Raw genomic sequence first — 24,363 nt, forward strand, 5'->3', positions numbered from 1 at the left:
CGCGCCTTTTGCTCGCGCCCTGCTTTCCGCCACCGCGTGGGGGGGGCGGTGAGGCCCCTCGGGGGGGGCCCGGGGGCCGGCCGCGGGCCGCCGCGGCGATGGGGCTCGGCGTGGGCGGTTCGATGCGCCAGGAGGTGTACCGCGACGAGCGGGCCCTCGGGGACTGGGCGCGGGAGCCCGCCGGGCGCGTCTTCGTGCACCTGGTGACCCCTCCGGAGTGGCGCCGCGTCACCGGTGAGGCGCCCCCGCCGTCCCCGGTGGACCGGGCGGCCTACACCCGCGCCGGACTGCCCTGGTACGACTTCTACGACCAGGACGCCCGGGACCTGGCGCCGACCGACACCCTCGGGGCCGTACAGCCGGTGGGCGACTGGCTCGGCGACGACCACGAGCCCTGGCAGGAACCCGCCCCGCACCAGGTCGAGCCCTTGAAGGACGCGCCGGGCAAGCCGGTGGAGGACGGCGACTGGTAGCGGCCCGGCGCGGCGGCGGGCGGGAGCACCGGCGACCGGTGCCCGTTGCGTACCGCGCAACGGGCGCCCGCTTTTCTTGCGTCCTGTCGGCCGCCCGCGCGAAGGTGGCTGTCGCGACCGGGCGACGCCCGGGGCGGGCGACCACGGAGGGTGCGGACGAATGGACGGTGCGGACGGAGCGGTGCGCGGCGGCTGGAGCAGGCGGCGTTTCGTCGGCGCCGTCGCGGGCGCCGCCGCCGTCGTGGCCCTGCCCGCACCCGCGCCGCCCGCCTCCCCGCGCAGCGGCTCCGCGGCCGGCCGCGCCCCGACGGCCGCGAAGGCTCCCGACAGGACCCTGACCGCGTCGCCGGAGCCGGCCGAACCACCCCGGACGCGTCCGCTGGTGCTCGGCACGTACACGTCCGTCGAGGGCGGCGGCAAGGGCATCGGCTTCGCCACGTACGACACCGCGACCGGCCGGATCACCGGGACCGGCACGCTCCCCGGCGTCGAGAACCCCTCGTTCCTGGCGCCGCACCCCGACGGCCGGACGCTGTACGCGGTGAACGAGCGCGACGCCGGCGCCGTGACCGCCGTCCGGCTGTCCGACCGCACGGTCCTCGGCACCCGCGCCACCGGCGGCTCGGGCCCCTGCCATGTGTCCGTGCACCCGGGCGGCCGCTGGCTCCTCAGCGCGGACTACGGCTCCGGCAGCGTGGCGGTGCATCCGATCGACGCCTCGGGCGCGCTCGGCGAACGGACCGACCTGGTCAGGCACTCCAGCCCGCCGCCGGGGCCGGGTCAACAGGGCCCGCACGCCCACCAGTTCGTCACCGGCCCGGACGGAGGCCATCTGCTGGCCGTGGATCTGGGCACGGACACCGTCTACACCTACCGCCTCCAGGACCGCACCGGCACCCTCACCGAGACCTCGCGGGCGCACACCCGGCCGGGCGCGGGCCCGCGCCACCTCACCTTCCACCCCGGCGGCCGGTACGCCTACCTGGCCAACGAGGTCGACGACACGGTCGCGGTCTGCGCCTACGACCCGGGCACGGGCCGTCTGAGCATCGGCGCCCCGCAGTCCACGGGCACGGGGCCGGGCACCAGCTATCCGGCGCAGTTCCTGGTGACCTCGGACGGCGCGTACGCGTTTCTCGCCAACCGGGGCGACAACACCCTGACGCGGTACGCGGTGGAGGCCGGCGGCGCCCGCCTCAGGCTCCTCGACACCGTGCCGGTGGGCGGCGACTTCCCCCGGCAGATCGCCCTCTCGCCGGACGGGCGGCTGCTGTTCGCGGCGAACCAGAGATCCGGCACGGTGAGCGTGTTCCACGTGAACGGGGCGGACGGCGGACTGCGGTTCGCGGGCGAGCCGTTCGCGTCACCGGTCGCGGTCTGTGCGGTACCGCTGTAGGGGGCGCGGACACGCGGCCCGGCCGGCCTCGGTGAGCAGGACGTGCATGCGTTCGGTGAGCTGCGGGACGTCGTCCGCGGGCGTGTGGAACGGCAGCCGTACGTCGCCGTGGGTCCGGGCCCGTTCGACGCGCAGGGTCAGTCCGTGCCGGTCGACGGCGAGGGGCCGGACCCGAACCGCGCCGTGCAGGCTGCCGGGGTCCACCAGCCGCGTGAGGCGTTCGACGGCGTCCGCGTGGCAGCCGGCGAGATGACCCAGCAGGTCGGCCTCGGCCAGGGCCAGCGGGTCGGGTACGGCGGCGGCGTACTCCTCGACGCCGACGACCACCGCGCCGGACGGCCGGCGCAGCACCACCCGGGTGGCCCGGAAGCCGAGGCGGTCCTCCTCCGCGGTGAACCAGCCGGCGAGCCGGACCCGGGCGCGGACCCGCGCGCGGACCGGGACGGGCGCCGCGTCGGCGAACTCCAGGACGGCGGACGGCTCACCGCGGGGCGCGCAGATCGCGGCGGCGGACAGGGCGCTGTCCTCGGGCACGCGCAGCGACACCCGGCCGTCCGCGGCGACCTCGTGCGCGCCGAAGAACTCCTCGCGCCCGCCCTCCGCGGTCACCGCGCAGGACCACGCGGAGGCGAGCACGGAGCGGACCTGTTCCGCCGCGGACGGCGCGGCCGGCCACACTTGACTGTCACCCATTCCGGTCCTCCATTAGGTAAGCCTTGCCTAACCTATCGAAGGTCGGGGTGTGCGCCAACCATGGCCGGCGAACCGGTACAGACCGTTCTCAGCGCGCGATGACCCCGAGCAGTGCCCGTGCGCACAGATCGCGCACCTGGTCCCGGGCCAGGTCACCGCCCCGCAGCCACTCCAGGCACACCGCGGTGGTGAAGGCCAGCCAGCCCCGCACGGCCAGCCGCACCTCGGGCCGGTCCCCGAAGACGGCACCGAACTCGGGGTCGGCGCCCAGGGCCGCCAGGATCTGCCGCTCCTGCGCGGCCAGCGCCCGCTGGTACACCCTGCGCACCGCCTGGTCCCCCGCCGCGTCCGCGCGGTGGAAGGCGCGGTATCCGTGGGCGTGCTCCTGGACGTACTCCAGATACGTGTCGAGCCCGGCGGCGAGCTGCTCGCGCACCGGAACGCCTGGCACGGCGGCCGTCATGCGCAGCATCCGCTCGCTCTCGCGCTCCACCACGGCCGCGAAGAAGTCCCGCTTGGTCGGGAAGTAGTGGTAGAGCAGGCCCCGCGAGACACCGGCGATCTCGGCGACCCGCTCGATCCGCACCTCGTCGTAGGGGCTCTCCGAGAACAGCCGCGCGCCGACCGTCAGAAGCTGCTCCCTGCGTTCGCCCGTGCTGAGCCGGCGGCGCGTGCGCTCGCCCTCGTTCGCGGCCATTCCCGCACCTTACTTGACGCCGGTTCAACAACAGGACGAGACTGGGCCGCGCTATTGAACGCACGTACAACACGCGCTGCCCGCGCCCCTCGGCGCCCGGATCAGCCACCTTCAGCCACCTTCAGGCACCGGACGAGGGAGATCGCGCCATGGCGGAGACGACGACCGGGGCCGCGCTCCCGAACGGGTTCCGCAGCGCCGAACACGGCTGGCCCGAACTGCACCGCATCCCGCACCCCCCGTACCGGGTGCCGCTGCTCGGCGACGTGCTGGGGGCGAGCCGGCGCACACCTCTCCAGGACTCCCTGCGCTTCGCCCGCCGACTGGGTCCCGTCTTCCGCCGCCGGGCCTTCGGCCGGGAGTTCGTGTTCGTGTGGGGCACGGACCTCGTGGCCGACCTGGCGGACGAGACCCGCTTCGCCAAGCACGTGGGGCTCGGGGTCGCCAACCTCCGGCCGGTCGCCGGGGACGGCCTGTTCACGGCGTACAACCACGAACCCAACTGGCAGCTCGCACACGACGTCCTGGCACCGGGCTTCAGCCGCGACGCGATGGAGGGCTATCACCCGATGATGCTCGCCGTGGCGGAGCGGCTCACCGGCCACTGGGACCGCGCGGTGACGGCCGGCCGGGCCGTCGACGTGCCCGGCGACATGACGAAACTGACCCTGGAGACCATCGCGCGGACCGGCTTCGGGCACGACTTCGGCTCCTTCGAGCGGGACCGCCCGCACCCCTTCGTGACCGCGATGGTCGGCACCCTCGGCTACGCCCAGCGGCTGAACACCGTGCCCTCACCGCTGCTGCTGCGCGCAGCCGCCCGCCGCAACGCGGCCGACATCGCCCACCTCGACCGCACGGTCGACGACCTGGTGCGGGCCCGCCGCGCGGCCGGGGGTGCGAGCGGGGGCGGCGACCTGCTGGACCGGATGCTGGAGACGGCCCACCCGCGGACCGGGGAGCGGCTGTCGCCGGAGAACGTGCGCCGCCAGGTCATCACCTTCCTGGTGGCGGGCCACGAGACCACCTCGGGTGCGCTGTCCTTCGCCCTGCACTACCTCTCCCGGCACCCCGACGTCGCGGCCCGCGCCCGCGCCGAGATCGACCGGGTCTGGGGCGACACCCCCACACCCGGCTACGACCAGGTGGCCCGACTGCGCTACCTGCGCCGCGTGCTCGACGAGTCGCTGCGGCTGTGGCCGACGGCGCCGGCCTTCGCCCGGGAGGCCCGGCACGACACCGTGCTGGCCGGCGACCACCCGATGCGCCGGGGCGCATGGACGCTGGTCCTCACGCCGATGCTGCACCGCGACCCCGCCGTCTGGGGCGCCGACGCGGAGGGCTTCGACCCGGACCGCTTCGATCCCGCGGCCGTCCGGTCCCGGCCGCCGCACACCTTCAAGCCGTTCGGCACCGGGGCGCGGGCCTGCATCGGGCGCCAGTTCGCGCTGCACGAGGCCACCCTGGTCCTCGGCCTGCTGCTGCGCCGCTACGAACTGCGCCCCGACCCGGGCTACCGGCTGCGCGTGACCGAACGCCTCACCCTGATGCCGGACGGGCTGCGGCTGCGCCTGGAGCGCCGGACCGCGGCCGCTCCCCCGGCGGCCGGTCCGCAGCCGCCCGCCGAGGAGCTACGGTGCCCAGTGCGCGGGGCGGGTGACTGACTCGGGCAGTCGCGTGCCGGCGCTCCCGCGGGCCGCGTTCAGCTGGGGCTGGGTCAGGAAGAGGGCGCCGGTCAGGTCGGCGCCCGAGAGGTCCGTGTCGCGCAGGTCGGCGCCGATCAGATCCGCGCCCCGCAGGTCGGCGCCGGTCAGGTCGGCGGCGATGAGACAGGCACCGCGCAGGCTCACACCGCGCAGGTCGGCGCCCTTGAGCCCGGCGCCCATCAGGTCGGCGCCCCGGCGGTCCTTTCGGCGGCCGCGCGTGCCCGCCCGCACGAGTTCACTGGTCCTCAGCAGGAGCTCGCCGACCTCCTGCCGGTGGACGCCCACGTCGAGCGCGGCCAGTTCCTCCGGTGTCCCGCGGGTCAGCAGTTCGACGCGCTCCAGGGCCCGGCGCAGGTCGGCGTGGACCGGGGCTGCCGCCGGGAAGGTGAGCGCCTCGGTGAGGTGGCGGAGGAGTTCGTGCAGGTGACGGACGACCGGGAACACCTCGAACATGCGGCCGGCGCGCTCGGGCGGCCCCGTGCGCCAGTCCTGCCCGCCGAAGGTGACCTGCGAGACCTTCTGCCCGGCACCGAAACAGTCGTAGACCGTGCAGCCGGCGAAGCCCTTCTGCCGCAGCTTCGTGTGGATGCCGCACCGGTGGTCGTCCTGGAGGTTTCGGCAGGGTGTGCCGGCCTCCTTGCCGAAGGCGAAGTCGGCCGAGCGGGCGAAGGGCAGGGCGACGCAGCACAGCCCGAAGCACTGTCGGCAGTCACCGCGCAGACCGGCCTGGTCGGTGGTGTCGTCTCGCATGCCGCCCAGCGTACTGACCCGCCCCGGCCCGACCTGCGCGGACGGGCCGCCGGGCCGGGTGCGTGGACCGGTGCGCGGCGGCCCGGCGCGGGTGGTCAGTACCGCTGGGCCTTGGTCAGTCTGGGGGTCAGGACCGGCTCGGCCGGCTTGCGGCTGATGGCGAGCGGCTGGGCCTGGTCCCCGGGCGCGAGGTCCTCGGCGCCGACGTACCGGGTCTCCACCACCTTGCCCGCCGAGTCGAGGAAGTCGACCCGCACGGCGTACGACGCCGTCTTGTTGGTCTTGTTGGTGATTGTGACGAGGACGGCGAGCAGTCCGCCGGTCGCCGACCGCGGTTTGCCGGTGATGGCCACCTCGGACGTCGCGTTGCCCTGTCCGTCGACCTTCTTGAGCTCCGTCTGCGCCGCCTTGTTGGCGCGGGCCACCTCCGCCGACACGGACGCCTCGAAGGCGGACGCGGCGGCCGAGGCGGAGGACGCGGCCGCCGAGAGCGAGGCACGCGCCGACGCGACGGCCGAGGCGGCCTTCGACTTCAGGGCCGACGGCGGCGCACCGGAGAAGGACGCGGTGTCGGGCGTGCCGGGCCGTGTGGTGGACGGCGAGCCGCCGCCGTTGTCGTCCGTGCTGCACGACACCAGCGCGAGCGAGGCCGCCACGGCGACCGCGAGCAGTGCCGGGCCGGCCGGCCGGAGCCGGCCCGCGCGTCCCCTCGGGTGGGGTGACGGCTGGTTCATCGGTGACGTCCTCCGTCTCCTGCACCGGCGGATCAACGAAATGAACCATATGCCGGGAAAGGAGGCGGGGCATGCCGGCCCGGGCCATGCGTGCCCCCGGGGCGCCGGGGCGGGCCGGGTCGTCTGCTCAGGCCTCGTCGCGGGTCAGGGCCAGCAGCCGGTCCAGGACGCGGGGGCCGCCGGCCCGTACTCCGTCGTGCTCGAACTCGTCGGTCACCCAGGTGCGCAGACCGCGGATCGCGCGGGCGGTCCGCAGGGAGTGACCCGCGTCGACGTACATGTCGTCGTGGTACACGGCCGCCGCGACCGGGACCTCGTTGGCGGCCAGTCGCTCGGGGTCGTACAGGGGCTGCCAGTCGGTGCGGGCGGCCAGCAGTTCGGCCGTCTCGCGCAGCGGGCGCAGCGCCGGGTCGCAGTCGAACATCCAGGGGTGCACCGACTCGCCGGTGAACAGCAGGGGGCCGTCGCCCGCGAGGGTCTTCGCCGCGTCGAACTGCGGGAACTCCGCGCGCACGCGTTCGGCGGACCAGGCGGTGGGGCGCCCGTCCTGCGCGTAGACCGCCTCGTGCACGAGGGCGTACAGGGGGTGGCCCGCGTACGACAGGAGGCCCTGCACCTCCTCCTGGAACGCGTCGGACAGCGCGAGGCCCCCCGGAGTGCGGACGAAGGCGTGTTCCAGCAGGTGGTGGAGGCGGTGGCTGCCGTCGCCGCCGCCCAGGACGATGCCCAGGGACTGGAAGGCCTCGGCGGTGAGGCGGTAGCCGTTCGGCAGCACCGGCTCGTGCCGCAGCACGTGCTCGGCGATCTGCCGGGCCCGTTCCACGTCCTGCGGGTAACGGGCGTAGTGCGCGGCGACCTTGCGTTCGATGCGCGGGTAGGCGGCCCGGTAGACGTCGTCGGCGTGCGCGTCGAGCGAGGGCAGACCACCCGTGACGACGGCGGCGGCGAGACCCTCCGGGGCGGTGGACAGGTAGTGCACCGCGCAGAACCCGCCGAAGCTCTGCCCGAGCACGGTCCAGGGCGCGCCGCCGGTGACCTCGGGGCGGATGGTCTCGCAGTCCCGCACGATCGCGTCGGCACGGAAACGGGCGAGGTAGTCGGCCTGTTCGGCGGGGCCGCCGCGCAGCGGGAGCGTCTGCCGGTCGGCGGGCGTGGAGTGCCCGGTGCCGCGCTGGTCCAGCAGCAGGACGCGGTACTCGTCGAGGGCGCGGCCGAGCCAGGACTGCCTGCCGACGAAGCGGGGGGCGCCGAAGCCGGGGCCGCCCTGGAGGTAGACCAGCCACGGAAGGTCCTGGCCGTGCCCCTGGCGTGCCTTGTCGCTCGCGACGACCTCGCGGGCGTAGAGCTCGATCGTCTCGCCCGCCGGGTCGGCGTGGTCGAGGGGCACGGTGAAGCGGCGGTCGGTGAGGACGACGCCGGGCTGGCGGTAGGTGAGACTCAACAGGGCTCCCGGGACGGACGGATTGCTGGCCGCATCCCAGTTCAGCACAGGTTCCTCCGGTGGCCGACCCCCGGGATCATGAAATCTTACTGAACCAGGGGTCAGCGCGCCGACAGGCTGGAGCGGCGTACGACGAGTTCGGGCTGGAGCACCACCCGTCGGTGCTCGTGTCCACGCGGGCCGCTCTCCGCCTCCGTCTCCGTCTCCGTCTCCTCCAGCAGGAGTTCCGCGGCGAGCGCGCCCATGGTGACGGCGGGCTGCCGGACCGAGGTGAGGGGGACGGCCGCGGCGGCCGCGAACTCGATGTCGTCGTAGCCGACGATCGCGAGGTCGTCGGGCACCTTGACGCCGGCCGCGTACATGGCCTGCAGGACGCCGAGGGCGAGCAGGTCGTTGGCGCAGAACACCGCGGTCGGCCGGGCCGCGAGGCCCAGCAGCCGGGCTCCGGCGTCCCGGCCGGCGGCCACGTCGAGCCGCTCGGTCGGCAGTTCGCGCAGGGCGTCGGGGCCGAGGCCGGCCTCGGCGAGCGCGTTCAGGGCGCCGGTGCGCCGGTCGCGCACCTGGTTGAAGCCGGGCGGTCCGCTGACGTACGCGATCGAGCGGTGCCCGGCGTCGATCAGGTGCCGCACCGCGAGGGCGCCGCCCGCCACGTCGTCGACGGACACCGAGCACTCGGTGGTGCCCTCGGCGACCCGGTCGACCAGGACGAAGGGGATGTTGTGGCGCCGGAACGACTCGATGTTGCGGCCGGTGGCGTCGGCGGGGGTGAGCAGCACCCCGCGCACCCGCTGCTCGGCGAAGAGCGACAGGTACTCGGCCTCCTCGCCCGGGTTCTGCGCGCTGTTGCAGACCATCACGCCGAGGCCCGCGTCGCGCGCGGCCCGCTCGGCGCCGCGCGCGACGTCCACGAAGAACGGGTTGCCCATGTCGAGGACCAGCAGGCCCATGATCCGGCTGCGGCCCGCGCGCAGTTGGCGCGCGGACTCGCTGCGGACGTAGCCGAGGCGGTCGATCGCGGACAGCACCCGGGCCCTTGTCTCGGTGGCGACCGTGTCCGGACGGTTGATCACGTTCGAGACCGTGCCGACGGAGACTCCGGCGACACGGGCGACGTCCTTGATACCCACCGACTGCGCCATCAGGCAGAGACCTCCGGGGCTGGTGAGGGGGGCAGGCAGGCGTTCACACTACCGGCATACCGTCCCGCCCCTACCCCCCTCACGCGGGCAGTCCGAAGTCGACGACGTGCAGGGCCGAGGGGGTCGTGCCGCTGGACTTCTCCTGGTACATCACGGACAGCACGCCGTCCTGCGCGATCCGCGTCTCGTCGACGACGACCTCGCCGAACGCGTTCAGGCCGCCGCCGTCGTACAGCAGCTTCCAGTCCGTGTGGCCCGAGGACTTCGAGGCGCCGGCGATACGGCCGAACGGCAGCACCGCGTAGGCGTTGTCGTACCTGTCGAGGACCAGCTTGGTGCGCTGGCTGGAGGCGAGCGCGACCGGTATCTCGGTCTTCAGCCAGCTGCCCGAGGCGTTCTTGCGCAGATGGAAGGCGCGGCCGTTCGCGGTGCGGTCGGTGACGTAGTTCGTGGTGCACTGGCCGAAGCGGCCGGGCACGTAGCTGATGATCGCGTGCGGGAGGCCCGCGGAGTCGGTGAACTGGCTCTCCTGGTTCATCAGCGAGTGGTCGGGGTTGAGCGCGTCCACCACGAGTCCGCCGTCGGTGACCGCGACCCGGTCCGAGCCGCCGGTGGTGCCGACGGCGGTACCGGCGTTGTCGCGCCAGGTGCGGCCGCGGTCGTCGGAGTAGACGTATCCGGTGTCGTGGTTGGTGATGCCGCCGGCGTTGCACATCACGGCGGCGTTCTGCTCGCGCCAGGTGAAGAAGGAGTGCAGCCGGCCGGTGCGGTCGTAGTCGATGCCGTGCAGGTACATGTTGCGGGCCGTGCTGGAGCCGTGCTCGCTGGTGTAGGTGCCGGTGGACGCGCTCCACTCGCCGAGGTCGCTCCACGCGGTGCCGTCGTACTCGGCCAGCGCGTTGCGTCCGTTCCCGGAGATCCCGGCGCGGTAGCTGAGCTGGAGCCTGCCCTCGGGCGTGGAGACGAACTGGGGGTAGGTGAACTGCGAGGTGAGCGTGAGCCCGTCCAGGGTGGACTGCGGGGCGCCGAAGCGGGCGGCGGTCCAGCTCAGCCCCGCGGGGTCGTCGAGGAGACCGGCGACCGACTTGACGTAGGTGAAGCCGTCGCTGTGGGAGTCCATATTGAGGTGCAGCCGGCCGTCCGCCTTCGAGACGCCCATGGAGATGACGTTGTGCGAGTCACCGGCCTTCAGCTTGTGGCCCACCTGGACCGTCGCCCAACTGCTCGCGCCGAGCGCCCGGCGGGCGACGACGGCGTTCCTGTCGGCGGTGTACCAGACGGCGTACTGGTGGCCCTTGTAGGTCAACAGCCCGTTCTTCTGGAACGAGTTGTTGTTGACCAGGCCGTCGTAGGAGACGAAGAACACGGCCTGGGCGTCGAGTTGCGTGCTGCCTGTCCGGGTGACGGACGGGCCGGGGACGGCCGCCCGTGCCGTGCCGGCGGCGAGGGCGGAGGTGCCCGCCGCACCGACGAGGGTGGCGGCCAGCAGCGTGCGTCGTCTCATCTCGGGACTCCGTTGTTTGGCGAGGCGGAACGGGGCGGGGTGACCCGGAAGGTGGTTCCGGGGAGGGGCCGGATCCTGGGGAGGGGCCGGATCCTGGGGAACGGCGGGCCCCCGGACGGGCCGGCCGGGTGTCAGGCGAGGTGGAAGACCTCGGTGAGCGGGGTCATCGCCTCGTCGGGGCGGATGCCGTCGAGCGCCTCGAAGAAGGGGGCCATGTCCTTCTGCCAGCGGGCGTTGACCTCGGTGGCCTCCATGCCGGCCCGGGCCGCCTCGAAGTCCTCGGTCTCCAGGTAGCCGACGAGCAGGCCGTCGTCGCGCAGGAAGAGGGAGTAGTTGTGCCAGCCGGTGGCCGAGAGCGCGGCGAGCATCTCGGGCCACACGGCGGCATGGCGTTCGCGGTACTCGGCGAGCCGGTCCTGTCGGACCTTGAGCAGGAAACAGACGCGCTGCATGAAGTACCGCTCCTTCAAGGGGACTTACCGGCCTAGAAGTTGAACTGGTCGATGTTCTTCGCGTTGAAGACGGTCGGCTTGCCGAGGTTGATCACGCCGTCCTTGCCGATGGTGAACGAACCCATGTCACCGGCCTTGAAGGTCTCGCCCTCCGCGCCGGTGATCTGTCCCGAGACCATCGCCACGGCCGTGCGCGCCGCCAGTTCGCCGAGCTTCGCCGGGTCCCACAGCTCGAAGCCCTCGACGGTGCCGTTCTTGACGTACTTGCGCATGTCGTTGGGCGTGCCGAGGCCGGTCAGCTTGACCTTGCCCTTGTACTTGGAGCCGGACAGGTACTGGGCGGCGGCCTTGATGCCGACGGTGGTCGGGGAGATGATCCCCTTCAGGTTCGGGTGCTCCTGGAGCAGGCCCTGGGTCTGCTGGAAGGACTGCTGGGCGTCGTCGTTGCCGTAGGCGACCTTGACCAGCTTCACGTCCTTGTACTTGGGGTCCTTCAGCTCGTCCTTCATGAAGCCGATCCAGGTGTTCTGGTTCGTCGCGGTCTGCGCGGCCGACAGGATCGCGATCTCGCCCTTGTAGCCGATCTGTTCGGCGAGCAGTTGCACCTCGGTGCGGCCCAGGTCCTCGGCGCTGGCCTGCGAGACGAAGGCGTTGCGGCACTCGGGCTTGGTGTCGGAGTCGTAGGTGACGACCTTGATCTTGTTCGTCATGGCCTGCTTCAGCGCGGTGCACAGGGCGCCCGGGTCCTGCGCGGAGACGGCCATCGCGTCGACCTGCTGCTGGGTGAGCGTGTTGACGTAGGAGACCTGGCCGGAGGTGTCGGTGGAGCTGCTGGGGCCGACCTCCTTGTAGCTGTTGCCCAGTGCCTTCAGCGCCGTCTCGCCGCCCTTGTCGGCGGAGGTGAAGTAGGGGTTGTTGACCGCCTTCGGCAGGAAGCCGACGGTCAGGCCCTTCTTGAGCGCCGCGTTCGGGTCGGCCTTGCCGCCCGTCGTGTTGGAGCTGCTCTCGCTCTTGACGTCCTCCTTGGTGGTGCCGCCGCAGGCGGTGACGGCCAGGGCGAGGGAGGTGACGGCGGCGAGGGCCGCACAGGTACGGCGGATGGACGACTTGCGCATGGCGGGGATTCCTTTACGAGGATGTGCGGAGCGGGTCACGAGGTCGGAGTCGAGGCGGCTCTGCGGCCCGCCCTCGCTACGGAGATCTGCCGTGCGACCCGGGGGCCGAGCACGGAGACGACGAGCAGAACGCCGGTGACGACGATCTGCGACTGTGCGGAGACGTTCAGCAGGCTCATCACGTTCTGCAGCGCGCCGAGCAGGAACACTCCCGCTATGGCGCCGCCGAGCGTGCCCTTGCCGCCGTCGAAGTCGATGCCGCCGAGCAGGACGGCCGCGACGACGGACAGTTCGAGTCCGGTGGCGTTGTCGTAGCGGGCACTCGCGTAGTGGAACGCCCAGAAGACGCCGGTGAGCGAGGCCATGAAGCCGGTGGCGACGAACAGGATCAGCTTCTGCCGGCGGACCCGGATGCCGGCGAACCGCGCGGCCTCCTCGCTGGCGCCTACCGCGAACGCCGAGCGCCCGAAGGGGGTGGCGTGCAGCACCACCACGGCGATCGCGAGCAGCACCAGGAAGGGCGGGAGCGCCTGGGGGATGAACGTGTCCCCGATGCGGCCGGCCGCGAAGTCCAGGTACTGGGTGGGGAAGTCGGTGACCGCGTCCGAGCCGAGCAGGATCTGGGCGATGCCACGGTAGGCGGCCAGCGTGCCGATGGTGACGGCGAGGGACGGCAGGCCGAGCCGGGTCACCAGCAGGCCGTTGACCAGTCCGCACGCCGCGCCGAGGAGCAGACAGATCGGGATGATCGTCTCGATCGTCATGCCCTGGTTCCACAGGACGCCCATCACCGAACCGGACAGGCCGGCGGTGGAGGCGACCGACAGGTCGATCTCGCCGGCCACCACGAGCAGGGTCATCGGCAGCGCGATCAGCGCGATGGGCAGGGTGTTGCCGATCAGGAAGGACAGGTTGAGGGCGTTGCCGAAGCCGTCCACGAACCCGAACGACAGCAGCAGCACGACGAGCAGGAGGGCGCCGACGGCTGAGTCCCACCTCTTCAGGGCGGACCAGCGCACCGCGTGCGCGAGAGCGGAGTCAGCCATGGCGGGCGTTCCTCTTCTTCAGGGCGGCGGCCACGCGCAGCGCGACGATCCGGTCGACCGCGATGGCGAGGATGAGCAGGATGCCGTTGATCGCGAGCACCCAGACGGAGCTGACGCCGAGGGCGGGCAGCACGCTGTTGATGGAGGTCAGGAGCAGGGCGCCGAGGGCCGCGCCGTAGACGCTGCCGGAACCGCCGGTGAAGACGACGCCGCCGACCACGACCGCGCTGACGACGGTCAGTTCGTAGCCGTTGCCGGTGCCCGAGTCGACGTTGCCGAACCGGGCCAGGTAGAGGGCGCCGGCGAGTCCGGCGAGGGCCCCGCAGAAGGTGTAGGCGGCCAGGATGCGCTTGCGGACCGGGATGCCCGCCAGGCGGGCGGCCTCCGGGTTGGAGCCGAGCGCGTACAGCTCGCGTCCGCTGCCGAACTGCCTGAGGTAGTACGCCGTGGCGACCAGCACCGCGAGGGCGATGAGCGCCAGCCACGGCACCGCCGAGATGCCGCCGGAGCCGAAGTCGATGAAGCCGTTCGGAAGGTTCGCCGCGGTGATCTGGCGGGAGCCGACCCAGATGGAGTCGATGCCGCGGATGATGTACAGGGTGCCGAGGGTGACGACGAGCGCGGGCACCTGGCCGAGGCTGACGAGCAGGCCGTTGACCAGTCCGCAGCCGATGCCGAGGAGAACGGCCAGCACGATCGCCACGACGGGGTTGCCGCCGCCCTGGAGGTAGATGCCGGCGGCGAAGGCGCTGATGCCGAGGATGGAGCCGACCGACAGGTCGACGTTGCGGGTGATGACGACCAGCGACTGACCGGTGGCGACCAGCACCAGGATGGTCGCGTTCAGCAGCAGGTCCTTGATGCCCTGTTCGGACAGGAACTCGCTGTTGCCGGCCTGGGTGATGCCGATCATCACCAGGAAGACGACCAGGATGGCGAGTTCACGCATCTTGAAGACGCGGTCCACCAGCCGGGTGCCACTGGACTTCTGCACCTCGGTGGCGGAGGCGGGATTGGGTGCGGTCACCGTCATGCGGCGGCCCTCCGGGCGGGGTTCGTGTTCCTACGGGCTGTCATACGGCGACCCTCCCGGTGGCCGCGGCCATCACGGTCTCCTCGGTGGCCTCGGAGCGCGGGAGTTCGGCGGTCAGGCGCCCCTCGTGCATCACGAGCACGCGGTCGGCCATGCCGAGGATTTCGGGCAGGTCGGAGGAGATCATCAGGACGGCCACCCCGTCGGCGGCCAACTCGCTGAGCAGCCGGTGCACTTCGGCCTTCGTGCCGACGTCGATGCCACGGGTGGGCTCGTCCACGATCAGCACCTTGGGGCCGGTCGCCAGCCACTTGGCGAGGACGACCTTCTGCTGGTTGCCGCCCGACAGCGTGTTGACGGTGTCGGCGATGCGGGCGTACTTGACCTGGAGCTTCACCGCCCAGTCGAGAGCGCGGCCGCGTTCGGCGGCGCGGTCGACCAGGCCGGCCCTCACGGTCGTACGCAGGCCGGTGAGGCCGATGTTGCGCTCGATGGACATGTCCATCACCAGGCCCTGGGCGCGCCGGTCCTCGGGGACCAGGGCGAGTCCGGCGGCCATCGCGGTGGAGGGGGCGCCGTTGGTCAGCCCGCGCCCCTCGACCTCCACCTCGCCGGCGTCCCAGCGGTCGATGCCGAACACGGCCCGGGCCACCTCGGTGCGGCCGGCGCCGACCAGCCCCGCGAGACCGACGATCTCGCCGTGCCGCACGTCGAAGGACACGTCGGCGAAGACGCCCTCGCGGGTCAGCCGCCGCACGCTGAGTGCGACCGCGCCGGGTTTGACGTCCTGCTTGGGGTAGAGCTCGTCGAGGTCGCGGCCCACCATGCGGCGGACCAGGTCGTCCTCCGTCATGCCGTCCAGTTCCTCGGTGGCGATCCAGGCCCCGTCGCGCAGGGTGGTGACACGCCGGCAGATCTGGAAGATCTCCTCCAGCCGGTGGGAGATGAACAGGACGGCGGCGCCCTGGTCGCGCAGGGTGCGGACGACGCCGAAGAGGCGGGCCACCTCGCTGCCGGTGAGGGCGGCGGTGGGCTCGTCCATGATCAGGACGCGGGCGTCGAAGGAGAGGGCCTTGGCGATCTCGACGATCTGCTGGTCGGCGATCGACAGGCCGCGGGCGGGGCGGTCGGGGTCGAGTTCGACACCGAGCCGCAGCATCAGGGCGGCGGTGGCCGCGTGGGTGGCCTTGTGGTCGATGCGGCCGAGCGTCCGCCGGGGCTGGCGGCCCATGAAGATGTTCTCGGCGATCGAGAGGTCGGGGAAGAGCGTGGGCTCCTGGTAGATCACGGCGATGCCGGCGTCGCGGGCGTCGCCGGGGCCGTGGAAGACGACGGGCTCACCGTCGAGCAGCACCCGGCCGGCGTCCGGTCGGTGCACCCCCGCGAGGGTCTTGATGAGGGTCGACTTGCCCGCGCCGTTCTCACCGGCGAGGGCGTGCACCTCACCGGGGAACAGTTCCAGGGAGACCTCCCGCAGTGCGCGGACCGCGCCGAAGGACTTCGAGACGTCCTCCAGCGACAGGACGGGGGCCGGACCCGTGTCGGACGGGTGGGTCATGGGAGCTCCTCGACGACGCCCGTCAGGCGGGCCTCAGGGTGTCGTGAAAGGTTTCAACTTGGTTGCCGGGACGTTAGGCATGCGGCCCATGTCACGTCAATGGGTCCGTATCGAAAAACTTTCGATGCCCGTAGGTCACGGCCGGGTCACGAGCAACAGCCTGGGCCGGAGGGCTTGACACCCCTTCGGGAGGCTCATAGCTTCCCATCTTGAATCGTTTCACACGGAACGTGTTTCCCCCGTCTTCCGACCCGACGTCACAGGAGCCCCGAAGTGACCGAGCTCGCCGCGGTGAAGACCGCACTCAGGACCCAGGCAGTCGAGACACCGTCATGGGCGTACGGGAACTCGGGGACCCGCTTCAAGGTGTTCGCGCAGCCCGGCGTACCGCGTACCCCGCAGGAGAAACTGGACGACGCCGCCCAGGTGCACGCCTTCACCGGTGTCGCCCCGACCGTGGCCCTGCACATCCCCTGGGACAGGGTCGAGGACTACGCGGCCCTCGCCAAGCACGCCGGGGAACGCGGCGTGAAGCTGGGCGCGATCAACTCCAACACCTTCCAGGACGACGACTACAAGCTGGGCAGCGTCTGCCACCCGGACGCGGCGGTGCGGCGCAAGGCGGTCGGCCACCTCCTGGAGTGCGTCGACATCATGGACGCGACGGGCTCCCGGGACCTGAAGCTGTGGTTCGCGGACGGCACCAACTACCCCGGGCAGGACGACCTCCGCGACCGGCAGGACCGGCTGGCCGAGGCGCTGGCGACGGTGTACGAGCGGCTCGGCGACGACCAGCGGATGCTGCTGGAGTACAAGTTCTTCGAGCCGGCCTTCTACGCCACCGACGTGCCGGACTGGGGCACGGCCTACGCGCACTGCCTCAAGCTCGGGCCCAAGGCGCAGGTCGTGGTCGACACCGGCCACCACGCGCCCGGCACCAACATCGAGTTCATCGTCGCCACTCTGCTGCGCGAGGGGAAGCTCGGCGCGTTCGACTTCAACTCGCGGTTCTACGCCGACGACGACCTGATGGTCGGCGCGGCGGACCCCTTCCAGCTGTTCCGGATCATGTACGAGGTCATCCGGGGCGGCGGGTTCACGCCCGAGGTCGCGTTCATGCTCGACCAGTGCCACAACATCGAGGCCAAGATCCCCGCGATCATCCGTTCCGTGATGAACGTGCAGGAGGCGACGGCCAAGGCGCTGCTGGTGGACCGGGACGCGCTGGGCGCCGCGCAGCGGGACGGGGACGTGCTGGCCGCCAACGCGGTGATCATGGACGCGTACAACACGGACGTACGGCCGCTGCTGCGCGAGCTGCGTGAGGAGTCGGGGCTCGACCCCGACCCGATGGCCGCGTACCGGCGCTCGGGTTGGGCCGAGAAGATCGTCGCCGAGCGGGTGGGCGGGGAGCAGGCGGGGTGGGGGGCGTGAGCATCGGCGAGTCGCGCGGTCCGCGGACCGGACGTAAGCGCCGACCGGGTCCGGTGGTTCACGGACCGGACGTGAGCGCCGACCAGGTTCCGTGGTTCACGGACCGGACGTGAGCGCCGACCGGGTTCCGCGGTCCGCGGACCGGACGTGAGCGTCCGCCGGGTCCGGTGGTTCACGGACCGGACGTGAGCGTCCGCCGGGTCCCGTGGTTCACGGACCGAACGTGAGCGTCCACCGGCTCCCGCGGTCCGCGGACCGGACGTGAGCGTCCACCGGCTCCCGTGGTCCGCGGACCGGACGTGAGCGTCCACCGGGTCCGGTGGTTCACGCACCGGACGTGAGCGTCCGCCGGGTCCCGTGGTTCACGGACCGCGGGCCGGACGCGACTGATCGCGCAGTACCCCGCGCCCCGGTGGGGCGCTCCCCTCGTCTCTCTGTACGGAGTTAGGAAGAAGACATGGCACCGCATCCCGAAGCCGCCGCTCTGCTGGCCCGCTCGCACCGGCTGGGTTCCGATCCCCGCAACACCAACTACGCCGGCGGCAACACCTCGGCGAAGGGCACCGACACCGACCCCGTCACCGGTGGTGACGTCGAGCTGATGTGGGTCAAGGGGTCCGGCGGCGACCTGGGCACCCTGACCGAGGGGGGTCTGGCCGCGCTCAGGCTGGACCGGCTGCGCGCGCTCACCGGTGTCTACCCGGGCCTCGACCGCGAGGACGAGATGGTCGCCGCCTTCGACTACTGCCTGCACGGCAAGGGCGGCGCGGCCCCGTCCATCGACACGGCCATGCACGGCCTTGTGGACGCCGCCCACGTCGACCACCTGCACCCCGACTCCGGGATCGCGCTCGCCTGCGCGGCCGACGGGGAGAAGCTGACCGCCGAGTGTTTCGGTGACACCGTGGTGTGGGTGCCGTGGCGCCGGCCCGGCTTCCAGCTCGGCCTGGACATCGCGGCCGTCAAGGAGGCCAACCCGCGGGCCGTCGGCTGTGTCCTGGGCGGGCACGGCATCACCGCGTGGGGTGACACGTCCGAGGAGTGCGAGCGCAACTCGCTGCACATCATCCGCACCGCCGAGGCGTTCCTCGCCGACCGCGGCAGGCCGGAGCCCTTCGGGCCGGTGATCGAGGGCTACGCGGCGCTGCCCGAGGCCGAGCGGCGGGAGCGCGCCGCCGCCCTCGCGCCGTACGTCCGCGGTATCGCCTCGCAGGACCGGCCCCAGGTCGGCCACTTCACCGACTCCGACGTGGTCCTCGACTTCCTCGCCCGGGAGGGGCACCCCCGGCTCGCCGCGCTCGGCACCTCCTGCCCCGACCACTTCCTGCGCACGAAGGTGCGGCCGCTGGTCCTGGACCTGCCGCCGGGTGCCGGCCTGGAGGAGGCGATCCGCAGGCTGGACGAGCTGCACACGGCGTACCGCGAGGAGTACGCCGCCTACTACGACCGGCACGCCGTGCCCGGCTCCCCCGCGATGCGCGGCGCCGACCCGGCGATCGTCCTGGTCCCCGGCGTGGGCATGTTCAGCTTCGGCAAGGACAAGCAGACCGCGCGGGTGGCCGGCGAGTTCTACGTCAACGCGATCAACGTGATGCGCGGCGCGGAGGCGGTCTCGACGTACGCGCCGATCGAGGAGTCGGAGAAGTTCCGCATCGAGTACTGGGCCCTGGAGGAGGCCAAGCTCCAGCGGATGCCGAAGCCGAAGGCGCTGGCCACCCGGGTGGCGCTGGTGACGGGCGCCGGCAGCGGCATCGGCCGGGCGATCGCGCACCGGCTGGTCGCCGAGGGCGCCTGCGTCGTCGTCGCCGACCTGAACGAGGAGAACGCCGCACAGGTCGCCGAGGAGCTCGGCGGGCCCGACAGGGCGGTCGCCGCGATCGTCGACGTGACGTCAGAGGAGCAGATCGCGGAGGCGTTCCGGACGGCCGCGCTGGCCTTCGGCGGGGTGGACCTGGTGGTCAACAACGCCGGCATCTCCATCTCCAAGCCGCTGCTCGAGACCTCCGCCCGGGACTGGGACCTCCAGCACGACATCATGGCCCGCGGCTCCTTCCTCGTCTCACGCGAGGCGGCCCGGGTGATGATCGCCCAGAAGCTGGGCGGCGACATCGTCTACATCGCGTCGAAGAACGCGGTGTTCGCCGGGCCCAACAACATCGCCTACTCCGCCACCAAGGCCGACCAGGCCCACCAGGTGCGGCTGCTGGCCGCCGAACTCGGCGAGCACGGCATCCGCGTCAACGGCGTCAACCCCGACGGTGTCGTGCGCGGCTCCGGCATCTTCGCGGGCGGCTGGGGCGCGCAGCGGGCCGCCGTGTACGGCGTGGCGGAGGACAAGCTCGGCGAGTTCTACGCCCAGCGGACCATCCTCAAGCGGGAGGTGCTGCCCGAGCACGTCGCGAACGCCGTCTTCGCGCTGACCGGCGGGGAGCTGACGCACACCACCGGGCTGCACGTCCCGGTCGACGCCGGCGTCGCGGCCGCGTTCCTGCGATGAGCACGGCCAAGCACCCGGGCGTGGGTTCGTACGCCGCGGTCGACCTCGGCGCGTCCAGCGGACGCGTCATGGTCGGCCGCGTCGGCGCCGACACGCTGGAGCTGACCGAGGCCCACCGCTTCCCCAACCGCCCGGTGCGGCTGCCCGAGGGACTGCGCTGGGACGTCCTGGCGCTGTACGCGGGCGTCCTGGAGGGGCTGCGCGCGGCGGGCGCCCACTGCGGTGGGCGGCTCGACTCCGTCGGCATCGACAGCTGGGCCGTCGACTACGGCCTGCTCGACGCCGACGGGGCCCTGCTCGGCAACCCCGTGCACTACCGCGACGCCCGCACGGACGGCGTCGCGGAGAAGGTCTGGGCGACCCTGCCCGCCGACGAGCTGTACGCGGCGACCGGACTCCAGTACGCCCCCTTCAACACGCTGTACCAACTGACCGCGGCCCGCGGCTCCGCCCAACTGGAGCACGCCCGTCGCCTGTTGCTCATCCCCGACCTGCTGGCGTACTGGCTCACCGGTGAGCAGGGCACCGAGCTGACCAACGCCTCGACCACCCAGCTCATCGACCCCCGCACGGGCGACTGGTCGCAGGGCACCGCCGACCGGCTCGGCATCGACCTCGGCCTGTTCGCGCCGCTGCGCCGGCCCGGCGACCCGGCGGGCGCGCTGCGGCCCGAGGTGCTGGAGGAGACCGGGCTCGGCGGGCCGGTACCGGTGACGGCGGTCGGCTCGCACGACACCGCGTCCGCGGTGGCGGCCGTCCCCGCGACGGGCGAGCGGTTCGCGTACATCTGCACCGGCACCTGGTCGCTGGCCGGGCTGGAGCTGGACGCGCCCGTGCTCACCGAGGAGAGCCGGGCCGCGAACTTCACCAACGAACTCGGGCTGGACGGCACCGTCCGCTACCTGCGCAACATCATGGGCCTGTGGCTGCTCCAGGAGTGCCTGCGGGCCTGGGGCGACCCCGGCCTCGGCGGGCTGCTGCGCGAAGCGGCCGATGTGCCGGCCCTGCGGTCGGTGGTCGACGCGGGTGACGCGGCGTTCCTCGCGCCCGGCCGGATGCCGGAGCGGATCGCGCAGGCGTGCCGTGTCTCGGGACAGCCGGTGCCGGACACCCCCGCCGAGATCACCCGCTGCATCCTCGACTCCCTCGCCCTCGCCCACCGCAGGGCGGTCGAGGACGCGCAGCGGCTCGCCGGTCATCCGGTCGACGTCGTGCACGTCGTCGGCGGGGGCACCCGCAACGCGCTGCTGTGCCAGCTCACCGCCGACGCCTGCGGGCTGCCGGTGGTCGCGGGCCCCACGGAGGCGGCGGCCCTGGGCAACGTCCTGGTGCAGGCCCGCGCCCACGGCCTGGTCGGCGACCGTGCGGACCTGCGCGGACTGCTCGCCCGTACGCAGCCGCTGACCCGGTACGAGCCGCGCGGCGACACGGCACGGTGGAGCGCCGCGCAGGCCCGGCTCGCCCGCGCGTGAGCGGTCGTCCCCCGGACCGCACCCCCGGCCGCCGATCCCACTACGCTGTCACTCATCCGATGACCGACCACAAGGAGCCGCGATGCGTGTCGCCCTGTTCCTGACCTGCGTCAACGACACGCTGTATCCCGACACCGGGCGCGCCGTGGTGAAACTGCTGACCAGACTGGGCGTCGAGGTCGATTTCCCGATGGCGCAGACCTGCTGCGGGCAGGCGCACTACAACACCGGCTACCGGCACGAGGCGGAGCCGCTCGCCCGGCATTTCTCCGATGTCTTCGGTGAGTACGACGCGATCGTGACGCCGTCCGGGTCGTGCGGGGCGATGGTCCGCGAGCTGTATCCCCGGATGGGTGAGCGGGCCCGGGCGGAGGGGCGCGGGGACACGCTCGCGGCCACTCTGGCGCCCGTGGTGCAAAAGACGTACGAGCTGACGGAGTTCCTGGTGGACGTGCTCGGGGTGACGGACGTCGGCGCGTACTACCCGCACCGGGTGACCTACCACCCGACCTGCCACGGGCTGCGCGGCCTCGGCCTCGGCGAGCGCCCCCGGCGGCTGCTGAAGGCCGTGAAGGGCCTGGAGCTGGCCGAGTTGCCGGGCGCCGACGAGTGCTGCGGCTTCGGCGGCACGTTCGCGCTGAAGAACGCCGACGTCTCGGCGGCGATGGGCGCGGACAAGGTCCGCAACGCCGAGTCGACGGGCGCCGAGGTGCTGTGCGCGGCCGACAACTCGTGCCTGATGCACCTCGGCGGCACGATGGCACGGCTCAGTACCGCGATGCGGCCGGTGCACATCGCGGAGATCCTGGCGAGCACGGAGGAGGACCCGGCGGCATGAGCGGAACCTTCGTCGGCATGCCGGCCTTTCCCGAGGCCGCGCGCGAAGCCGTCGACAACCAGACCCTGCGCGGGAACCTGCGCCACGCCACCCACACCATCCGCGCCAAGCGGGCCGGGGCCGTGGCGGAGGTGTCCGACTGGGCGGCCCTCAGGGAGGCCGGGAAGCAGATCAAGGACCACACGCTCCGCCATCTCGACCGGTATCTCGTCCAGGTGGAGGAGGCCGTCACCGCGGCCGGCGGTACGGTCCACTGGGCCGCCGACGCCGACGAGGCCAACCGGATCGTCACCGACCTGGTCCGGGCCACCGGTGAGACCGAGGTCGTCAAGGTCAAGTCCATGGCCACCCAGGAGATCGGGCTCAACGAGGCCCTGGCGGCGGCCGGCATCCACGCCTACGAGACCGATCTCGCCGAGCTGATCGTCCAGTTGGGCAAGGACCGGCCCTCGCACATCCTGGTCCCGGCCATCCACCGCAACCGGGGCGAGATCCGCGACATCTTCGCCCGGGAGATGAGCGAGTGGGGCCGCCCCGCACCGGAGGGCCTGACCGACACGCCCGCCGAACTCGCCGAGGCCGCCCGCCTGCACCTGCGGGAGAAGTTCCTGCGCGCCAAGGTCGGCGTCTCCGGCGCCAACTTCGTGATCGCCGAGACCGGCACGCTGGTCGTGGTGGAGTCCGAGGGCAACGGGCGGATGTGCCTGACCCTGCCCGAGACGCTCATCTCCGTCGTCGGCATCGAGAAGATCCTGCCGACCTGGCGGGACCTGGAGGTCTTCCTGCAGACCCTCCCCCGCTCCTCGACCGCCGAACGCATGAACCCGTACACCTCGACCTGGACGGGCACCACCGACGAGGACGGGCCGCGCGCCTTCCACCTGGTGCTCCTCGACAACGGACGCAGCGACACCCTCGCCGACGAGGTCGGCCGCCAGGCGCTGCGCTGCATCCGCTGCTCGGCGTGCCTCAACGTCTGCCCGGTGTACGAGCGGGCGGGCGGCCACGCCTACGGATCCGTCTACCCGGGCCCCATCGGCGCCATCCTGAGCCCCCAACTCCGGGGCACCCAGAGCGAGATCGACGCCTCACTGCCGTACGCATCCTCGCTGTGCGGCGCCTGCTACGAGGTGTGTCCGGTCGCCATCGACATCCCCGAGGTGCTGGTGCACCTGCGGGAGCGGGTCGTCGAGGGCGGCCCGGCCACCCGGGAGGGCAACAAGGTGGTGCTGCGGCCCGCGAAGGGACACGCCGCCGAGCGGGCGGCGATGCGGGCGGCGCGCTGGGCGTTCAGCCACCCTGGCGCCCTGCGCACCGGCCAGCGGATCGCCTCCCGCACCCGCCGGCTGCACCCGCGTTCGCTGCCCGGACCCGGCAGGGCCTGGAGCGACACCCGCGACCTGCCGCCGGTGCCCCCGGAACCGTTCCGCGACTGGTGGCAGCGCACCGACGGCGGGAAGAAGGGAGCGAAGTGAACAGCAGGGAACGGGTTTTGGGGCGGGTGCGGCGCGCACTGGCGGACGTCCCCGCGGACGACACGCCGTACGCGCAGGCCGTCGAGCGCGGTTACGTGCGCGAGCACGGGGAGCGGAGCACCGGGCAGACCGTGGACCTGCTCGCCGAGAACCTCGCCGACTACCGCGCGATCGTGCACCGTTGTGCCGTCGCCGACCTGCCCGCCACCCTCGCCGGGATGCTCGCGGCGCGCGGCGCGCGGACGGTGCTGGTGCCGCCGGGCCTGGATCCCGGCTGGCTCGCGTCGGCCGACGCCGAGCAGGTGCCCGACCGGGCCGAGAGCACCCCGTACGAACTGGACCGCCTCGACAGCGTGGTCACCGCCTGCGCGGTGGCGATCGCCGAGACCGGCACGCTCGTCCTGGACGGCTCCCCCGACCAGGGCCGACGCCGTATCACCCTCGTCCCCGACCACCACATCTGCGTGGTGCGGGCCCCGGACCAGGTCGTCTCCTCCGTCCCCCAGGCCCTGGAACGCCTGGACCCGGCCCGCCCGTTGACGTGGATCTCCGGCCCGTCGGCGACCAGCGACATCGAACTCGACCGGGTGGAGGGGGTACACGGACCGCGCACGCTGGAGGTGGTGCTCGTCGAGGACGGGGCGACCACGGAGGGCATGTCGTAGCGGCGAGCGGCTGCGGGAGGACGGCCGACGGGACAAAGACCGGGGGACGGAGACCGGGGGACAGCGGCTGGCGGGACGGGGGGCGGCGGGACGGGGGCTCACCAAGCCGCCCACCAAGCGGGGGGACTTGGTGAGCGGGGCGCGGTGAGCGCGGGGCGCGGTGAGCGCGGGGCGCGGTGAGCGCGGGGCGCGGTGAGCGCGGGGCGCGGTGAGCGCGGGGCGCGGTGAGCGCGGGGACCCGGCGG

The 24,363-nt window shown here is 72.7% G+C and carries 20 protein-coding genes and 1 pseudogene; 9 read left to right on the forward strand and 12 right to left on the reverse strand.

Annotation, left to right across the window (positions count from 1 at the left end; all coding sequences use genetic code 11):
* Positions 1-80 precede the first annotated feature (80 nt).
* Both ABZT03_RS37130 and ABZT03_RS37135 read left to right on the forward strand, forming a co-directional pair.
* A pseudogene (locus ABZT03_RS37130) lies at positions 81-473 on the forward strand (hypothetical protein); the annotation flags it as partial.
* A 160-nt stretch (positions 474-633) separates the two neighbouring features.
* Positions 634-1,869: a lactonase family protein gene (locus ABZT03_RS37135; RefSeq protein ID WP_356047641.1), complete on the forward strand. Its 1,236-nt coding sequence runs from the start codon at positions 634-636 to the stop codon at positions 1,867-1,869.
* Here ABZT03_RS37135 and ABZT03_RS37140 read toward each other — a convergent pair.
* Together ABZT03_RS37140 and ABZT03_RS37145 are read right to left on the reverse strand one after the other, a co-directional pair.
* A complete protein-coding gene (locus tag ABZT03_RS37140) occupies positions 1,837-2,562 on the reverse strand; it encodes a DUF2470 domain-containing protein (RefSeq protein ID WP_356047643.1) in 726 nt (241 codons plus the stop codon). The two genes, ABZT03_RS37135 and ABZT03_RS37140, sit on opposite strands and share 33 nt — an antisense overlap.
* A gap of 88 nt (positions 2,563-2,650) precedes the next feature.
* The gene (locus ABZT03_RS37145; RefSeq protein ID WP_356047645.1) at positions 2,651-3,259 is read right to left on the reverse strand and encodes a TetR/AcrR family transcriptional regulator; all 609 of its coding nucleotides are present in this window, start codon (positions 3,257-3,259) and stop codon (positions 2,651-2,653) included.
* Between the two features lie 149 nt (positions 3,260-3,408).
* Here ABZT03_RS37145 and ABZT03_RS37150 point away from each other — a divergent pair, with 149 nt between their 5' ends.
* Positions 3,409-4,923, forward strand: a complete 1,515-nt coding sequence (locus tag ABZT03_RS37150; protein ID WP_356047647.1) for a cytochrome P450 — start codon at positions 3,409-3,411, stop codon at positions 4,921-4,923.
* On the opposite strand, the gene ABZT03_RS37155 is transcribed toward ABZT03_RS37150, so the two are convergent.
* From ABZT03_RS37155 to ABZT03_RS37200, 10 genes are all read right to left on the reverse strand, one after another.
* Entirely contained in the window at positions 4,891-5,715 is an 825-nt protein-coding gene (locus ABZT03_RS37155) for a pentapeptide repeat-containing protein (protein WP_356047648.1), read from the reverse strand. The genes ABZT03_RS37150 and ABZT03_RS37155 overlap by 33 nt on opposite strands.
* A 95-nt stretch (positions 5,716-5,810) precedes the next feature.
* A complete protein-coding gene (locus ABZT03_RS37160) occupies positions 5,811-6,449 on the reverse strand; it encodes an FxLYD domain-containing protein (protein ID WP_356047649.1) in 639 nt (212 codons plus the stop codon).
* Between the two features lie 127 nt (positions 6,450-6,576).
* The gene (locus ABZT03_RS37165) at positions 6,577-7,890 is read right to left on the reverse strand and encodes an alpha/beta fold hydrolase (RefSeq protein ID WP_356047650.1); all 1,314 of its coding nucleotides are present in this window, start codon (positions 7,888-7,890) and stop codon (positions 6,577-6,579) included.
* 101 nt (positions 7,891-7,991) lie between these two features.
* On the reverse strand, positions 7,992-9,029 hold the full coding sequence (locus ABZT03_RS37170; protein WP_356047651.1) for a LacI family DNA-binding transcriptional regulator: 1,038 nt from the start codon (positions 9,027-9,029) through the stop codon (positions 7,992-7,994).
* 79 nt (positions 9,030-9,108) lie between these two features.
* Positions 9,109-10,533, reverse strand: coding sequence for a BNR repeat-containing protein (locus tag ABZT03_RS37175; RefSeq protein WP_356047653.1), 1,425 nt, complete (start codon positions 10,531-10,533; stop codon positions 9,109-9,111).
* Positions 10,534-10,664: 131 nt separating this feature from the next.
* Entirely contained in the window at positions 10,665-10,985 is a 321-nt protein-coding gene (locus ABZT03_RS37180) for an L-rhamnose mutarotase (RefSeq protein ID WP_356047655.1), read from the reverse strand.
* Between the two features lie 32 nt (positions 10,986-11,017).
* Positions 11,018-12,100 (reverse strand): rhamnose ABC transporter substrate-binding protein, encoded by a 1,083-nt coding sequence (rhaS, locus tag ABZT03_RS37185; RefSeq protein ID WP_356047657.1) that lies wholly within the window; start codon positions 12,098-12,100, stop codon positions 11,018-11,020.
* Positions 12,101-12,135: 35 nt separating this feature from the next.
* Positions 12,136-13,146 (reverse strand): ABC transporter permease, encoded by a 1,011-nt coding sequence (locus ABZT03_RS37190; protein WP_356047659.1) that lies wholly within the window; start codon positions 13,144-13,146, stop codon positions 12,136-12,138.
* Positions 13,139-14,179: an ABC transporter permease gene (locus ABZT03_RS37195; protein WP_356047661.1), complete on the reverse strand. Its 1,041-nt coding sequence runs from the start codon at positions 14,177-14,179 to the stop codon at positions 13,139-13,141. The genes ABZT03_RS37190 and ABZT03_RS37195 overlap by 8 nt, the downstream gene beginning before the upstream one ends.
* 40 nt (positions 14,180-14,219) lie before the next feature.
* The gene (locus ABZT03_RS37200) at positions 14,220-15,737 is read right to left on the reverse strand and encodes a sugar ABC transporter ATP-binding protein (protein WP_356047663.1); all 1,518 of its coding nucleotides are present in this window, start codon (positions 15,735-15,737) and stop codon (positions 14,220-14,222) included.
* A gap of 273 nt (positions 15,738-16,010) precedes the next feature.
* Here ABZT03_RS37200 and rhaI point away from each other — a divergent pair, with 273 nt between their 5' ends.
* From rhaI to ABZT03_RS37230, 6 genes are all read left to right on the forward strand, one after another.
* Entirely contained in the window at positions 16,011-17,171 is a 1,161-nt protein-coding gene (gene rhaI, locus ABZT03_RS37205; RefSeq protein ID WP_356047664.1) for an L-rhamnose isomerase, read from the forward strand.
* A gap of 457 nt (positions 17,172-17,628) precedes the next feature.
* Positions 17,629-19,668 (forward strand): bifunctional aldolase/short-chain dehydrogenase, encoded by a 2,040-nt coding sequence (locus ABZT03_RS37210; RefSeq protein WP_356047666.1) that lies wholly within the window; start codon positions 17,629-17,631, stop codon positions 19,666-19,668.
* Positions 19,665-21,140, forward strand: a complete 1,476-nt coding sequence (locus tag ABZT03_RS37215) for a rhamnulokinase family protein (RefSeq protein ID WP_356047668.1) — start codon at positions 19,665-19,667, stop codon at positions 21,138-21,140. The genes ABZT03_RS37210 and ABZT03_RS37215 overlap by 4 nt, the downstream gene beginning before the upstream one ends.
* An 82-nt stretch (positions 21,141-21,222) precedes the next feature.
* A complete protein-coding gene (locus ABZT03_RS37220; protein WP_356047670.1) occupies positions 21,223-21,978 on the forward strand; it encodes a (Fe-S)-binding protein in 756 nt (251 codons plus the stop codon).
* On the forward strand, positions 21,975-23,453 hold the full coding sequence (locus tag ABZT03_RS37225; protein ID WP_356047671.1) for a LutB/LldF family L-lactate oxidation iron-sulfur protein: 1,479 nt from the start codon (positions 21,975-21,977) through the stop codon (positions 23,451-23,453). The genes ABZT03_RS37220 and ABZT03_RS37225 overlap by 4 nt, the downstream gene beginning before the upstream one ends.
* Positions 23,450-24,118 (forward strand): LUD domain-containing protein, encoded by a 669-nt coding sequence (locus ABZT03_RS37230; protein ID WP_356047673.1) that lies wholly within the window; start codon positions 23,450-23,452, stop codon positions 24,116-24,118. The genes ABZT03_RS37225 and ABZT03_RS37230 overlap by 4 nt, the downstream gene beginning before the upstream one ends.
* The last annotated feature ends 245 nt before the right edge of the window (positions 24,119-24,363 follow it).

Source organism: Streptomyces sp. NPDC005574 (assembly GCF_040605435.1).
Lineage (GTDB): Bacteria > Actinomycetota > Actinomycetes > Streptomycetales > Streptomycetaceae > Streptomyces.